Here is a 15,024-nt window from a genome sequence, read left to right on the forward strand (position 1 = left end):
GATTTTCCGGAGATCGCTTTGACAGATACCGCCATCAGCGCGTCGACCGAAGGCCCCCACTCCCAGCTCGGCCAGTGCCTGAAGGCGGCCCGGCAGGCGCGCGGGCTGACCCTGAAGCAGGTCGCCGAAAAGACCGGCATGGCGCTGTCGACGCTGTCCAAGGTCGAAAACGGCCTGATGTCGCTGACCTATGACAAGCTGCTGCAGCTCACCTCGGGCCTGCAGATGGACATCGCCGAGCTATTCAGCCCGACGACGCCGCGCCCCGAGGCGGGTCGCCCGGTGACCGCCCGCCGCAGCGTCAGCCGCGCCGGCCAGGGCCAGATCGTCAACACCAGGTTCTACACCTACACCTATCAATGCACCGACCTGATCGGAAAGCGCATGGTGCCGATGATCGCCGAGGTGCGCGCCCGCACGCTCGAGGAGTTCGGCCCCCTGCTCCGCCACAGCGGCGAGGAGTATTTCCTCGTCACCCGCGGCACCATCGCCGTGCACACCGAATTCTACGCCCCGGAGATCCTGCACGAGGGCGACGGCATGTATCTCGACAGCACCATGGGCCACGCCTACCTCAACGCCGGCGATGCCGACTCCGCGCAGGGTGTGTGTCTCTGTACGAGTGAGCAGGCCGATCTGTTCGAGCAGCTGCACCGGATTGCGAAGAAGGATGCGGTGGAGTGAGGTGAAGCCTCCGGCGTAACCCAGCGCACTCGCTGGGGCCCACAACTGAAAGTGCCCTCAGCAGCAGAGCGACTTCCGCAAGCTCACGACAGACGGCTGATGCTTCTCCACTCCCACCGAGCAGCGGAGGTGCGAAAGACCACAGCTACTAAGCCGGTCGGCACCGGCTCGTTCGCGGGACCTGTCATTGGGTCCAAACGATCGCGAGTGGCTCACGAGCCTGCCAGAAACCGTTCGCACCACAACCGGTGCGCCGATCTCTTTCCACAAGCGACTGATGCGCGCCTTGTCAGCGCCCGGCTCGACATCGACCCGCACGTAGAACGCGCCCGTCTCGTCTCTCGATATACCGACGGACTCGACCTCCGAAGCGCTGCAATCATCCGATGGACGACTGTCTCAAGCCCAAGTCCCGACCCGACGGGCGACTCGGCCCTTGCCTCCCCACGCCCTGGGCCCCCAATCATGGGCCAAGGTCGATGCGCGGAGATTCTCATTTCACGAGACGCCTCAAGCACATCACCCCTGTCCAGTCCGTCCGGCGAAAATATTCCGCTTTCTCATTTTCAGAAATCATGATTGAGTGCAGCCGTCCCGCCTCGGCACGAGGGGCGTATCGCGATCGTCACGGCACGCGGGGTGGGATGCGGTGGGCGCGGCGGTTCGCAGCATGACGAAGGTCATGCGGACGAACGAAGCCGTTGCGCCGGCGAAATCGTAGGGTCCTGGCCTCCCGATGCTGAGGCCAAGCTCGCGACAACGCGTTCGCGTTGCGCGGGTGACGGGGGCAAGACAGCCGGTCCCCGGGGAGAGGACGTATAAGCCGGAAAACCATCGCGCGGGGAATGCCGGGATGTCTCGGCTGAACCTGTGGTTCCTGCCGCCTGCATTCTTGTTCGCAGGCGGGCCATGGGTGCGGCCAGCACCCGGCATTCCCCGCGCCCTCGTCGTCGAGAGGGCGAAACGACCGGCACAGCTCGGGCGCCCTGCGCGCCGCGAGGCGGAAAGGACTTGCCCGGACGGCGCTGTCGATCGGGGCGAACACGGGATCGCTCACCGCATGATCGCTGAGGGCTCACGTCGCCTTCCTGCCGGCCAGGGCCGAGACGATCGCCTCCGACAATTGGCCGAGCCGGAACGGCTTGGCGAGCAGCCTGCTCGTCGCGCGGAAATCTTCCGGCACCAGCGAGGGGTCGGCGAAGCCGGACATGAAGACGATCGGCAGCTCAGGCCATCGGCGGCGCACCTCGCGCGCCAGGTCGATGCCGGTCATGGCATCCGGCAGCAGAATGTCGGTCAGCAGCAGCGCGAACGGGTCCGACCGCTCCAGCGCGGCGATCGCGGCTGCCGCATGGGTGACGACGACCGGGCTGTAGCCCATCGACGTCAGCATGGTCGATGCCATCGCGCCGACCAGCGGATTGTCCTCGACCACCAGGATCCGCTCGCCGGTCTGCGGCCGCGCCAGCCGCGCCGCACCGGCGCGCGCGCGGCCCGTGGCGCCCGGCCCCGCGCTCGGCAGATACAGCGTGACGCAGGTGCCTTCCGCCACCCGGCTGTCGATCAGCACCGTGCCGCCCGATTGCCGCGCAAAGCCATAGACCATGCTGAGGCCGAGGCCGCTGCCCTTGCCGAATTCCTTGGTGGTGAAAAACGGCTCGAAGGCGCGGCGCGCGATCTCGGGCGGCATGCCGGCCCCAAGGTCCGACACCGCGATCGTCACGTAGTCCCCGGGCATGATGCGCTCGTCGCCGTCGTCGAGCGGCTGGTCGAGCACGGCATTCGTCGTCGCGATCGTCAGGCGCCCGCCGCCGTCCATCGCGTCCCGCGCATTGAGCGCCAAATTGAGCAGCGCGTTCTGCAATTGCGTCGGATCGATCAGGCAGTGCCACAGCATCGGGTCCTGCGCCAATTCGATCTCGATGTTCTCGCCGAGCGTCCGCTGCAGGATGGTCGTCATGCCGTTGACGAGCTGGTTCACGTCGGTGACCTGCGGCTGCAGCGCCTGCTTGCGGGCGAAGGCGAGCAGCCGGCGGTTGAGATCGGCGACCCGCTCCGCCGCCTCGATCGCCCGCTCGACCATGCTGCGACGGGAGCTTTCGCCGGGCGTGAGCGCGTCGAGCAGCAGATCGAGATTGCCGAGCGTCGCCGCCAGCATGTTGTTGGAGTCGTGCGCGATGCCTCCCGCCAACTGGCCGATGGCCTCCATCTTCTGCGCCTGACGCAGTTCGTCCTCGATGCGCTTGCGCTCGGTGATGTCGACCGACAGCACGAAATAGCCGCGCACCGTGCCATCCTGGCTGCGATCCGGCACGCGAATGGTCTCGCACCAGCGTTCACGGCCGTCGGGAAACGCGATCTTCTCCTCACCGCCCGCGGTTCGGCCGGCCAGCGCGGCCTCGATCTTCGGCCTCACCTCGTCTCGCCGCGCGGGGTCGATGTAGTCGTCGATCCGCCGGCTGCGACCGACCCCGCTGGACGGCTGCGCATACCATTCGCGCGCGACGCGGTTGGCATAGCGGATGTCACCATCGGCGCCGACCTGGACGATCAGCGCGGGCACGTTCTCCGTGACCAGCAGATGCTGCTCGAAACTGTCGCGCAGCGCCTGCTCGGAGGCCGCGCGCAGCCGCCATTGCCGCGCCAGGACGAGGCCGAATCCGGCGATCAGCAGATTGAGGCCGGCGGCGATGGCGCTGTAGTACAGCGCATTGTTCTTCCAGCCGGCCAGATACTCGACCGGGTCGCGCGCCACGGTCACCACCAGCGGCAGGCCGGCGACGCGCCGATAGCTGATGCTCCGCGACGTCCCGTCCGTCATGCCGCTGCCCTCGAAGCTGCCGTGAGGCGCCTGCGGGAGATAGAGGCTGAACAGGCGATTGGACCCGACGTTGCGGCCGGCGAAATCGTCGGCATGCGGCGAGCGCAGCAGGATCGTGCCGTCGTCGCGATAGAGCGTCACCGTTCCGCGCTGCCCCACGTTCAGCGACAGGAAGAACTGCCGCAGATTCTCGTAGTCCACCGCCACGACGATCACGCCGGCAAATCGTCCGTCCGGCATCATCAAGGCGCGGCTGACCGCGATGAACCGACCCCTGTTCACGCGCGAGGCCACCGGCACGTCGATGAAGAGACCGCGGCCGGGGTCATCGCGCTGGACCTTGTAATAGGCCCGATCGGCGAAATTGTTCTCACGGCCGGGAACTCCGTTGCCGGCGCTGTCGCCGAGCAGATTGCCGTCCGCATCCAGCACGACGATGCCGCCCGCGGCGGGGTACGGCACCACCCTGCGCTTCAACTCGCCGATCAGGGCCGGATTGCCGGCAGTGAGCAGCGATGGGTCCTGCTTGAGACTGTCGATCGTCGTGTTCAAGAGCACGTCGACGCCCTGGATGTTGCGCAACATGTATTCTTCGAGCGCGCGGGCGAGATCTCCGTTGGCGGCCTCGGTGGTCCGATAGGTCTCCCGATAGTTGACGGAAAGCATGTGGGCCACGAAGGCATCACACAGCAGCGCCAGCACGAGGCCACTCAGCACGATGATCCACGGAGTCCAGCGCCGGTCCATCCAGGAGCCGGACGCGAACCTCGTCCAGGCGTCGACGATGCCTTCCTGCCGCGGACCGCGCCGATGGTCGGCTCTCGCTTTGATCTGGTCCGGCATGGCGTCGAATTCAGGAGGTCGTCGGGCGGTTTGATTGCGAATCGATCTGCGCAGGGAGCATCGGCGAAGGTCCGGATTGTGCCGAATTCCGCGTCTCCAGGCGCGTCGCGATCCATATCGCGGGCGCTCGATAGCACGGTTTGCCGGGGCGTGTCATCGGCACCCGCCAAGCGCTGCGGCGGTCGCGGAGGGGCTCGACGCGTCAAGACGCGATCAAAGCTGGTGCTCGAACGCCTCGCGCTCGGCGCGGCTCAGATGCAGGCCATGCTTGGTGCGCCGGTCGAGGACGTCGGCGGCCGTGACGGCCCACTCCTGCTCGCGCAGGAAAACGAGCTCGCGCTCATAGAACGAGGCACCGAAATGGCGGCCGAGATCGCCGACGTTGCGGGACGCTCCGAGCAGGTCGCGCGCGCGGGTGCCGTAGAGCCGCGCATAGTGCGCCACTACATCGCGCGGCAATCCCGGATAGGCGCCCGCGAGATCAGCGAGGAACTGATCGAATGGCACGCCAAAATCGCCGCCCGGAAGACGCGCGTCCGCCGTCCATGCCGGCGCCATCTGCGGAAACCACGGCGCGAGACGTTCCATTGCCTGCTCGGCGAGCCGGCGAAACGTCGTGATCTTGCCGCCGAAGATCGACAGCAACGGCGGCTGTCCGGGCGCACCATGCATCTCGAACACGTAGTCGCGCGTCACCGCCGACGGATTGTCGGCGTTGTCATCGTAGAGCGGCCGCACCCCGGAGAAGGCGTGAATGATATCACCCTTGCCCGGCGCGGCCCGGAAATAGCGCTTGAGCACGGCGAGCAGATAGTCGATCTCGGCACCATCGACAGCGACGTCGTCTGCGCGACCGTCATGCACGATGTCGGTGGTCCCGATCAGCGCCAGGTCGGTCTCATAGGGATTGACGAAGATCACGCGGCGGTCGGTGTTCTGCAGCAGATAGGCCTGCGATCCGCTCCAGAATTTTGGCACCACGAGATGGCTGCCCTTTACGAGCCGCACATTGTGCGCGGAGTTGAGCCCGGCGACACCCTGCACCACGTCCTGCACCCAGGGACCAGCGGCATTCACCAGCGCCTTCGTTCGGACGATCTGAACCTCGCCGTCTTCGGAGCGCATCTCCAGACGCCAGGCATCGCCCTCACGCCGTGCACTCACGGCGCGGGTGCGCGGCAGGATGATGGCTCCCTTTTGCGCGGCATCGACGAGATTGAGGATCACCAGCCGGGCATCGTCGACCCAGCAGTCCGAATATTCGAAGCCGCGCCGGAACTCGGGGCGCAGCGGCGCGCCCTCCGGCTCGTGCGCGAGATCGACGTTGCGGCTCGCCGGCAGCTGCTTGCGGCCGCCGAGATGGTCGTAGAGGAACAGCCCGGTGCGCACCAGCCAGGCGGGACGCTGCTCCGGCGAGTGCGGCAGCACGAAGCGCATCGGCCAGATGATGTGCGGCGCCGAGGCCAACAGCACCTCGCGCTCGATCAGCGCTTCGCGCACCAGGCGGAATTCGTAGTACTCCAGATAGCGCAAGCCGCCATGGATCAGCTTGCCCGATCGCGACGAGGTGCCTTGCGCAAAATCGTCCTTCTCGCACAGCAGCACCTTCAGGCCGCGGCCGGCGGCATCTCGGGCGATACCAGCGCCATTGATGCCGCCGCCGATCACGGCGAGGTCCAACAGACCGTGATCGGTTCCGCTGCGTGAGACCGTCGCATTCATCGCTTGCTGCTGCGCTTCTTCTCTGGCTTGCTGCGCGCAGCGGCACGCGCCTTCGTCGCAGCCTTGGCCGGCTTTGCCGCTTTCGCCTTCGGCTCCTGCAGGCCATAGGTCGAAAAGCCCTGCGCCGTCTCGGCGATCTCGGCGTCACCCAGAATGTGCGGCTGGCCGAGGGCGAGCGACAGGTAGTACTGCTTCGCGATGGTCTCGAGCTCGACCGCAAGCCACATCGCCTTGTCGAGGTTGGCGCCGACCGCGATCATGCCGTGATTGGCCAGCAGGCAGCCGTTGCGGCCTTCCAGCGCCTCCAGCGCAAGCTCGGACAATTCGGCCGTGCCGAACCGCGCATAGCCGGCGCAGCGGATGTCGGTGCCGCCGAACGCCGCCATCATGTAGTGGCAGGCCGGGATCGGCTTGCGCGCGATGGCGAGCACGGTGGCATAGGTGGAATGCGTGTGAACGACGCCGCCGACATCCGGACGGCCGCGCATGATGTCGAGATGAAAGCGCCATTCCGTCGAGGGCTTCAACGGCCCCTCCCAGGAACCGTATTCACCCTCGAGCGGCATCGAGGCGATCATCTCCGGCTTCATCGAGTCATAGGGCGTCGCCGAGGGCGTGATCAGCATGCGGTCCTTGTAGCGGGCGGAAATGTTGCCCGAAGTGCCCTGGTTCAGCCCCGACGCATTCATCCATCGGCATTTGGCGATGATGTTCTCGCGGATCAGCCGTTCCTCGCGATTCATGTCGAAAACCTTTCGTCGTCAGCAGGGATTGAGCGGCGGCTCGCCGGCCAGATAGCGGCGAACCTCTTCGGCCGCCTGGTCGGCGGCAAAGGTGACGGTGCGCACGGATGCGCCGGCGATGTGCGGCGTCAGCGTGACATTCGGGAGCTGCAACAGCGGCCAGTCCGGCGGCACCGGCTCGACCGCAAAGGTGTCGAGCATCGCGCCGGCCAACCGTCCCGAGCTGAGCACCTCGAACAGCGCCTTGTAGTCGACCAGCGGACCGCGCGCGGTGTTGATCAGGATCGCCCCCGGCTTGATCTTCGCCAGCGCCTCGCGATCGATGAAGCCGGTGGTCTCCGGCGTCACGCGGGCATGCAGGCTGATGACGTCGGCGCGTGCCAGAAGATCGGCAAGCGCGACGTGCTCGACACCGTCGTTGCGGTCCTGGGCGCTGAGCTGGACGTAAGGGTCGGTCACCAGGATCCTGCAGCCGAACGCCTTGAGAAGCTTCACGACGCGCGTGCCGATCGCGCCATAGCCGACGATGCCGACGGTCATCTCCCCGAGCTCGCGTCCGGTCCGGTCGGCGCGATAAAGATCGCCGCGCCACTCCCCGCCCCGCATCGACTCGTGACCGCTCCTGATCAGACGGGTCTCCGCGAGCATCGCGCCGATGGTGAACTCCGCCACCGCGCTGGCATTTCGTCCGGGCGTGTTGACGACCAGCACGCCATGATCGCGCGCCGCCTGCATGTCGACATTGACCGGACCGCCGCGCGACACCGCGATGAACTTGAGCCTTGGCAGCCGCTGCAGCATCGCGCGCGAGATCGGCGCGAGATGCGTCACCAGCAGCGGCGCTTCGCCGATGAATTCGGCGAGCTCATCCGGATCGCCCATGAACTCCTTGAGACCATCGAGCTTGGAGCCGGCATAGCCATGCTCCATCGGCTCGTCCGGCCAGGGCTGTTCGAGCATGCGGATGTCGACGCCGTCGCCGCAGATGGCGGTGATGCGTTCGGCGAACACCGAGGGCAGCATGAAGCGGTCGCCGATGATGGCGATGGAGCTAGACATGATTGGCTCCTGCACGCTGGGCCGCAAGCTGCTTCCACACCGGCCGCGCCGCGAGGCGAGCCTCGACATAGGCCGGGAACAGCTGCGCATAGCGCTCCGCCAGCGCCGCATCCGGCGCCTGCGGCTCATCCAGATACGGTCTCACCCATTCCTCCGCGCAGATCATCATGTCCGGGTAGAGTCCGGTCGCGACCGTGGCGATCATCGCCGCCCCCGACGCGCCGGCTTCCTCGCGACGGCAGACTCGAATCGTGCTGCCGAGTGCCGCGCCAAGAATTGCGCCGAGCGCGCGGCTGCGTGCCGCGCCTCCGGTCAGGCGAATTTCCGTCGGCAGCGGTCCCATCGCCGCGTAGCAGTCGCGTGCGGCGAAGGCCAGTCCCTCCATCACGGCGCGCATCAGATCCCAGTAGCCGTGACGGGTGCGCAGGCCGACCAGTTGCGCAGACGCCTCGTGGGACACGAATGGTCCGCGCTCGCCAGCATCGGAGATGAAAGGGTGATAAAGCAGCTCGCCCGCCTTCGCCGCGAGCACGCGCTCGTCCAGCCGCCGGATCAGATCATTGCGCGACCGGGCGATGCCTTCCATGGCGAGCACGCCTCGCGCGACATCGAGCAACCAGTCGATGTTCAAGGTCGCAGCCATGGTCGACTGCATCTGGGCATAGTGGTCCGGCACCGGGAACGGCATCGTATAGCCGGTCGCCTCGGCATTCAGCTTGACCGCGTCGGCGCTGTTCGCCAGCCGCATGTGCATGCCGGTCGAGCCGATGATGGTGCAGCCGACGTCGGGCGTGGGATCATACAGCCCGCCACCGAGCGCATTGCAGATCACGTCGACATAGCCGAGCGACACCGGCACGCCCTCGGGCAAGCCCGTCTCCGCCGCGGCCGCCGCAGTCAAGCCATGCGTCGTCGTGACACCATCGACGACATCTGGAAACAGGCGCGCGGAACCAGCGATGCCGATGAGACGCGCCGCCTCGCCGTCGAAGCCGCGCTTGCGAAAGTCGCCGCAGGAGAACGTCGCCTCGGACGGGTCCGTGGCCCGCTCACCGGTCAGCTTGAAGTAGAGCCAGTCCTTGCAGTGGAACGCCGTACCCGCGCGTCCCAGCATCTCTGCGTCATGCGCCTGCAGCCAGGCCAGTTGCGCCCCCTGCTGGCAAGCGTTGAGCCCCGATCCGGTGCGCTGATAGTGCGCGGCATTGCGCTCGCCACCGCGGAAGGCTTCGACGAACCCTGCCGCGCGCGAGTCGAGCCACAGCAGCGCGGGCGCGACGGGATGGCCGTCCGCATCGATCAGCCAGGTGCCGTCGCCCTGCCCGGTCACGGCGATCGCGGCGACGCGACGGGACAGATCCGGCAGCGTGCCGCCCAGGCCGCGCAAGGCCGCGACGGTGTCGGTCCAGGTCCGCGCCATGTCCTGCTCGACGCGGCCGCCCGGCAACGTCGCGTAGCTGTTGGGAATCGCGAAATCCCCGAGCTGCCGTCCATCCCGCGCAAACGCCACCGCCTTGATCACCGAGGTCCCGGCGTCGATACCGATGATCACGTTGCGGATCGCAGCCGAGGTCATGTTCAGCGCGCCTCCGCGTGGCGGACGCAAACGCCGTCGGCGCCGAAAATATGGAGATGGCGTGACTCCAGCGCGCAGGGCACGACGTCGCCCGGTCGCGCCGCGACCTTGCTGGATGTCACGCCGACCAGCAGATGACCGGCGCACTCGCCCGCAATATGCGACTGATCGCCGAGCCACTGGTTGGAGACCACGCGCAGCCGCGCCTCGCCGCTGCCGATCGCGATCCGCTGCGGCCGGATGCCGACCTTGATCCGATCGGCCCGCACCAGCGTCTGCTGTCCCGCCGCGTCCAACGTCTGCCCGGGGATGTGAAAGGCAACATCGGAGCCCACAGACAGGCGGAACCCGCCTTCCTCCTGCGTCACCACAGCCTCCATCAGGTTCATCGGCGGCTCGCCAATGAAGCTCGCGACGAACAGATTGGCCGGGCGGTTCTTCAGCTCCCGCTCGCTGGCGAACTGCTGAAGCACGCCGTCTTCCATGACGGCGATGCGATCGGCAAGTGCGCTCGCCTCGGTCTGGTCATGGGTGACGAAGATCGCCGTCATGCCGCGCTCGGCGAGCAGACCCTTGATGCGGCCGCGCAGCACGGCACGCAGCTGCGGCTCCAGTTGACCCATCGGCTCGTCGAGCAGATAGAGGTCGGCATCACGCACCAGCGCTCGGGCCAGCGACACCCGCTGCTGCTGTCCGCCGGAAAGCGCGTGGGGATGATGATCGAGAATGTCCTCGATCTCCACCAGGCGGGCAATGCTGACAACGCGTTGCGCGATCTCGGCGCGCGACAATTGCCGCGCCTTCAGCGCGAACGCAATGTTCTCACGCACCGTGAGCGGCGGGTACAACGAATAGCCTTCGAACGCCATCGCCACCTTGCGCTTCGCCGGCGCCAGATCATGGATCGTCCGCTGCGCCAGCGCGATCGACCCTGAACTGACGCTCTCGAAGCCGGCGATCATGCGCAGCGTCGAGGTCTTGCCGCAGCCGGAAGAGCCGAGCAGCGCGACGATCTCGCCGGCCTTCACCTCCATATCGAGCGCGCGCACGGCATGAACCGGCGGCTTGCCCCGGCTGTGATAGACCTTGTCGACGTTGCGGATTTCGAGCATGCCCATCCCCGATCCTCACGCCGCCTGCCGCCGCGGCGCTAGGCCGATGCGCTCGCCCGTGGCGTGGTCGAACAGCAGCGCCGCTTCCGGCGCGAACCGCACGAACACGTCCTCGTCGGCATGCGCCTCCAGCGCCTCGGGCGCCTGCGCCGCCAGCCACTCGGATCCGTCGGCGAAGCGCAGCAGCACCACGGCGCGCTCGTGGATCGGCGTGACCGCGACGATCCGCGCCGGGATCACACCCTCGCCGCCATCACGCGTCACCACGACATCGTCGGGCCGGACGCCAAGCCAGCAACGCTCACGCATATTGGACGGCACGCCGTCCGCATCGAGCCGGATCAGCGTCCCGGCAACAGATGCGGTCAGCCGCCCCTGCTCCGCCACCGGCGTGACCTCGGCAAGATTGATGCTGGGATCGCCGAACAGCCGGGCCACGGCGACCGACGCCGGCCTCGCATAGATCTCCTCCGGACGCGCCACCTGCACCAGGCGGCCATTGATCAGCACGGCAATGCGATCGGCGATTGCCATCGCCTCACGATAATCCTGCGTCACGTAGAGCACCGCCGCAGAGCTCCTGCGCAGCAGGCTCGGCAGCTCCAACCGCATCTCATAGCGCAGCTTGGCATCGACGTTGCGCAAGGGATCGTCGAGCAACAGCACCCCGGGATTGCCGATCAGCGCGCGCGCCAGCGCGGTGCGCTGCTTCTGGCCGTTGGACAGTTCACGAGGCTTGTGGCCGAGCACGTGCTCGATCTTCAACAGCCGGCTCATTGCCGCAACCTTGGCCGCAATGTCGGCCGCGCCCGTCGCGCGCAGCCCGCTGGCGATGTTGTCGCGCGCGCTCATGTGCGGAAACAGGGCAAAATTCTGGAACGCCATGCCGATGCCGCGCTGCTCCGGCGGCGCGTCGACGATCGAGCGGCCGCCGACCAGGATGTCGCCGCCGTCAGGCTCGAACATGCCGGCAATCATCCGCAGCAGCACGGTCTTGCCGCTGCCGGACGGGCCGAACACCGCGACGATCTCGCCGGGCTCGACCGTCAGCGACACGCCCTTGGCGCAGCTTGCCGCGCCGAAGCTCTTGTCGACCGATTGGAGTTCGAGACGCGCCATGTATCCTCAACCCTTCACTGCACCGAGCGAGAGACCTTCGACCAGATAGCGCTGCGCATAGAGCGCGAGCAGCAATGTCGGGGTGACCGACAGCACGATCGCGGCGGCGATCTGGCCGTATTGGATACCGGACGCCGTCACGAAGGCCAATGCGCCGACCGTTACCGGCTGCTTGTCGGCCGAGGCCAGGATCAGCGCAAAGACGAAGTTGTTCCAGCAGAAGATGAAGGACAGCAGGCCCGCCGCGGCGATGCCGGGCCCGGCCAGCGGCACGGCAATGCGGGTGAACGCCTCGCGCCAGGAATGCCCCGCGAGCCGGTAGGCGTGCTCGATGTCGGGACTGATGTCCTCGAAATAGCCGCGCACGATCCACAGGATCAGCGGCAGCGCGATCAGCTGGTAGACCCAGACGATGCCAAAATAGGTGTCGTTGAGGCCAAGCTGCTGGTAGTACAGCGACAGCGGAAGCAGCACCAGGAGCGGCGGCGCGAAGCGGAACGACAGCAGCGTGAAGGCGATGGTCTCGCCGAGCCGGAACTTGAAGCGCGCGAACGCATAGGCCGCGGGGACGCCGAGCAGCAGCGCCAGGATCACCGACGCGCTCGACAGCACGAAGCTGTTCATCAGATTGCGCATGAAGGTGAGCTGCAGATTGCCGGCGGCGGTCTTGAGCTGGCCCGAGATCAGCGCCTCATAATTGGCGAACGTCGGCTCGAACAGGATGCGCGGCGGGATGCGCAGGATCTGCTCATTGGTCTGGAACGACATCAGGAGGATCCAGACGATCGGAAACATGAAGAACAGAAGCACCAACGCCAGCGCGATGCCGCGGAAGATGCGCCCTGCCAGACTGGAGTGATCCATGACCTCTCTCCTCAGGCGTGGCCGTGGGCGCGTTCGCGCAACCGGAGCCAGTTCTTTATGAAGATGTTGGACAGGATGTTGGTGATCAGCCACAGGATCATCAGCAGCGCCGCCGAGCGTCCGACATTGGTGTACTGGAAGAACTCGAGATAGGCCTGGACCTGGAACACCATCAGCCGGTCGCCGGGGCCGCCTTGCGTCATCGCATAGACGATGTCGAACTGCTGGATCGAATCGAGCAGCCGGAACAGCGAGGCGGTGATGATGTAGGGCGCGAGCATCGGCAGGGTGATGCGGAAGAAGACGAAGCTCGCCGGCACGCCGTCGAGCGCCGCCGCTTCGAACGGCTGCCGCGGCAGCGAGCGCAGGCCAGCCAGGAGCAGGATCATGATGAACGGCGTGTAGACCCAGACGTCGACCAGCACGACGGTGAACAGCGCGGTCGACGGATCGGACGCCCATTTGAAGTCGTGCACGCCGAGCAGCCCGACCAGATAGGACAGGATGCCGAAGCTCGGATTGGTCATCAGCTTCCACATCAGGGCTGCGATCGCCGGGGCCGTCATCAGCGGCAGCAGCAGCATGATCGACACGGCATTGTGGAAGCGCGTCGGCCGCCGCAGCAGCAGCGCGATGCCGAGGCCGAGCAGCAGCTCGGCGATGACGGTCACCGCGGTATAGACCAGCGAGATGCGCAGCGTGTTCCAGAACGCCGGATCGGACAGGAAGTCGATATAGTTGTCGATGCCGATGAAGCCGCGCAGATACGGCAGATTGAGCCGGTAGCGCTGCAATGAATAGACCGCAGCGGTCACGAACGGCACCAGGATGGCGATGCAGACCAGCAGCGCCGGCAGGCTCAGCAGATACGGCAGCAGCCGGCCGCGCCAGCGTTTCGTGCGGCGCGCCGTCGCCTTGGTCTCGACAAGTTGGGCCATGCTCATGACAGGCGTGATCACATCAGCGCGGGATGGGGCCGACCCGGACGCTTGTGGGGAGCGTCCGGGCCGGCAGGCGGTCATGGGAGATGCGGCGCGGCCTCAGCCGAGGCCGGCCTGCTTCAGCTGACGATTGATGCTCTCGGCAAGCTTGTCGAGGCCCTCATCGACGCCGATCTCCTTGGCCACCATCTTCTGCAGCGAGGCCGCCCACTCCGTCGTGAGGTCGAAGAACAGCGGCTGCGCCGTGAAGTAGATCTTCGCACCGGGCGCCGAGAGGTCATGCTGCTCGAGATAGCCAGGATAGGACTTGGCGATGCGGTCGCGGAATTCGCCGTCCTTCCACACGGAGGCGCGGACCGGATTGACGAAATCCATCTTGCGGGCACCGAACAGATCGTGCTCGACGGAGGCCGCCCACTGCATGAAGGTCCAGGCCGCATCCTTCTGCTTGGAAAAGCTCGACATCGCCAGCGACCAGATCCAGACGTTCGGCGTCGGCGCCTTCGCGGCCGGATTGGCCGCGAACGGCGCGTAGCCGAGATTGCCGCGCTCCTTGTTCTCGCCACCGTTCATGAAGTAGCCGAGAATGTCGGCGTCGAAGATCATGCCGGAGGCGCCAGCGCCGAGGTCCGTGCCGACCTGATACCAGGTGTAGGTCGACCAGTTCTTCGGACCCGACCCCTGGATCATCCTGACCCATTTCTCGTGGAAGTCCTTGGAGGCCTTGGTGTTCATCGCGGCCTTCAGCTTGCCGCCTTCCATCACGAAATCCTTCTGGCCGAAATTGGCGTAGGCCGAGAGGAAGCCCGGATGGATGGTCGCCCACGAGCGCGAACCGCGCACGCCGACGCCATAGGGGCCGCCAGCGTCCTTGGTGATCTTGGCCGCGACCTCCAGCATGTCGTCGAGATTGGTGGGCGGCTTGACGCCGACCTTGTCGAAGATCTTGCGGTTATAGGTGATGTTGTTGAGCTCGTAGCCCCACGGGATGCACCACTGCTTGGCCTTGCCGGAGCCGAGCTCGGAGCCGGCGACGCCGTCCCAGGCGGTGGAGGAGCGCAGGCCCGGCAGCACATCGTCCCAGGCGAACGCCGGATTGGTCTTGGCCGGATCCTTGATGTAGGCGTTGAGGTCCTCGATCCAGCCGGCCGGACCGTAGGTCCAGGTCATGTAGGCGCCGGTCATGAAGGCGTCGTACTGATCGGACTTCGACGACAGCGCCGCCGTCACCTTGTCGAAATAGACGTCCTCCGGGAAGATGTCGTAGGTGACGTTCATGCCGGTGAGGCTCTTGAACGCCTCGATGTCGCCGATCATCGCATCGACGTAAGGATGCTTGTTCAAGAGCAGCTTGACGGTCTTGCCGCTATGGGCCTTCCAGTTGAAGTCAGCGGCCATCGCCTTCGACATCGCCGAGGCAAAGGCGGCATTGGCGGCGACACCGGCGATGCCGAGCTTGGCAGCGCCGTCGAGCAGATCACGCCGGCTGATGCGCTTGCCGGCATAGGCCGCAAAGAGATTCTTCTCACGATCGTACATTCAA

General features: G+C 66.3%; 11 protein-coding genes. 1 reads left to right on the top strand and 10 read right to left on the bottom strand.

Features of this window, described 5'->3' with window-relative positions; all coding sequences use genetic code 11:
* The first annotated feature begins 18 nt into the window (after positions 1-18).
* Positions 19-684: an XRE family transcriptional regulator gene (locus QX094_RS34395; protein WP_316175126.1), complete on the top strand. Its 666-nt coding sequence runs from the start codon at positions 19-21 to the stop codon at positions 682-684.
* Positions 685-1,759: 1,075 nt separating this feature from the next.
* On the opposite strand, the gene QX094_RS34400 is transcribed toward QX094_RS34395, so the two are convergent.
* The 10 genes from QX094_RS34400 to QX094_RS34445 form a co-directional block, all read right to left on the bottom strand.
* A complete protein-coding gene (locus QX094_RS34400; RefSeq protein ID WP_315753011.1) occupies positions 1,760-4,348 on the bottom strand; it encodes an ATP-binding protein in 2,589 nt (862 codons plus the stop codon).
* A 213-nt stretch (positions 4,349-4,561) separates the two neighbouring features.
* Entirely contained in the window at positions 4,562-6,070 is a 1,509-nt protein-coding gene (locus QX094_RS34405) for a glycerol-3-phosphate dehydrogenase (RefSeq protein WP_316171458.1), read from the bottom strand.
* Positions 6,067-6,813, bottom strand: coding sequence for a class II aldolase/adducin family protein (locus tag QX094_RS34410; protein WP_315827284.1), 747 nt, complete (start codon positions 6,811-6,813; stop codon positions 6,067-6,069). Before QX094_RS34410 ends, QX094_RS34405 begins: the two co-directional genes overlap by 4 nt.
* Positions 6,814-6,831: 18 nt before the next feature.
* Positions 6,832-7,872, bottom strand: coding sequence for a 2-hydroxyacid dehydrogenase (locus QX094_RS34415; protein WP_315718348.1), 1,041 nt, complete (start codon positions 7,870-7,872; stop codon positions 6,832-6,834).
* The gene (locus tag QX094_RS34420) at positions 7,865-9,445 is read right to left on the bottom strand and encodes an FGGY-family carbohydrate kinase (protein WP_315718347.1); all 1,581 of its coding nucleotides are present in this window, start codon (positions 9,443-9,445) and stop codon (positions 7,865-7,867) included. The genes QX094_RS34415 and QX094_RS34420 overlap by 8 nt, the downstream gene beginning before the upstream one ends.
* Positions 9,446-9,447: 2 nt before the next feature.
* The gene (locus QX094_RS34425) at positions 9,448-10,557 is read right to left on the bottom strand and encodes an ABC transporter ATP-binding protein (RefSeq protein ID WP_315718400.1); all 1,110 of its coding nucleotides are present in this window, start codon (positions 10,555-10,557) and stop codon (positions 9,448-9,450) included.
* A gap of 15 nt (positions 10,558-10,572) precedes the next feature.
* Positions 10,573-11,676, bottom strand: a complete 1,104-nt coding sequence (locus QX094_RS34430) for an ABC transporter ATP-binding protein (protein ID WP_315718346.1) — start codon at positions 11,674-11,676, stop codon at positions 10,573-10,575.
* A 6-nt stretch (positions 11,677-11,682) separates the two neighbouring features.
* On the bottom strand, positions 11,683-12,540 hold the full coding sequence (locus QX094_RS34435) for a carbohydrate ABC transporter permease (RefSeq protein ID WP_315718345.1): 858 nt from the start codon (positions 12,538-12,540) through the stop codon (positions 11,683-11,685).
* An 11-nt stretch (positions 12,541-12,551) separates the two neighbouring features.
* Positions 12,552-13,478 (bottom strand): carbohydrate ABC transporter permease, encoded by a 927-nt coding sequence (locus tag QX094_RS34440; RefSeq protein ID WP_410052226.1) that lies wholly within the window; start codon positions 13,476-13,478, stop codon positions 12,552-12,554.
* Positions 13,479-13,580: 102 nt separating this feature from the next.
* On the bottom strand, positions 13,581-15,020 hold the full coding sequence (locus QX094_RS34445) for an extracellular solute-binding protein (protein WP_316185677.1): 1,440 nt from the start codon (positions 15,018-15,020) through the stop codon (positions 13,581-13,583).
* Between the last annotated feature and the right edge of the window lie 4 nt (positions 15,021-15,024).

Origin of the sequence: Bradyrhizobium sp. SZCCHNS1050 (assembly GCF_032484785.1) — a bacterium.
Taxonomy (GTDB): domain Bacteria; phylum Pseudomonadota; class Alphaproteobacteria; order Rhizobiales; family Xanthobacteraceae; genus Bradyrhizobium.

Bases quoted from the DNA above. Each gene is read 5' to 3' on its own strand.
- QX094_RS34400 (WP_315753011.1), bottom strand. From the start codon at position 4,348: ATGCCGGACCAGATCAAAGCGAGAGCCGACCATCGGCGCGGTCCGCGG.
- QX094_RS34405 (WP_316171458.1), bottom strand. From the start codon at position 6,070: ATGAATGCGACGGTCTCACGCAGCGGAACCGATCACGGTCTGTTGGAC.
- QX094_RS34410 (WP_315827284.1), bottom strand. From the start codon at position 6,813: ATGAATCGCGAGGAACGGCTGATCCGCGAGAACATCATCGCCAAATGC.
- QX094_RS34415 (WP_315718348.1), bottom strand. From the start codon at position 7,872: ATGTCTAGCTCCATCGCCATCATCGGCGACCGCTTCATGCTGCCCTCG.
- QX094_RS34420 (WP_315718347.1), bottom strand. From the start codon at position 9,445: ATGACCTCGGCTGCGATCCGCAACGTGATCATCGGTATCGACGCCGGG.
- QX094_RS34425 (WP_315718400.1), bottom strand. From the start codon at position 10,557: ATGCTCGAAATCCGCAACGTCGACAAGGTCTATCACAGCCGGGGCAAG.
- QX094_RS34430 (WP_315718346.1), bottom strand. From the start codon at position 11,676: ATGGCGCGTCTCGAACTCCAATCGGTCGACAAGAGCTTCGGCGCGGCA.
- QX094_RS34435 (WP_315718345.1), bottom strand. From the start codon at position 12,540: ATGGATCACTCCAGTCTGGCAGGGCGCATCTTCCGCGGCATCGCGCTG.
- QX094_RS34440 (WP_410052226.1), bottom strand. From the start codon at position 13,478: ATGGCCCAACTTGTCGAGACCAAGGCGACGGCGCGCCGCACGAAACGC.
- QX094_RS34445 (WP_316185677.1), bottom strand. From the start codon at position 15,020: ATGTACGATCGTGAGAAGAATCTCTTTGCGGCCTATGCCGGCAAGCGC.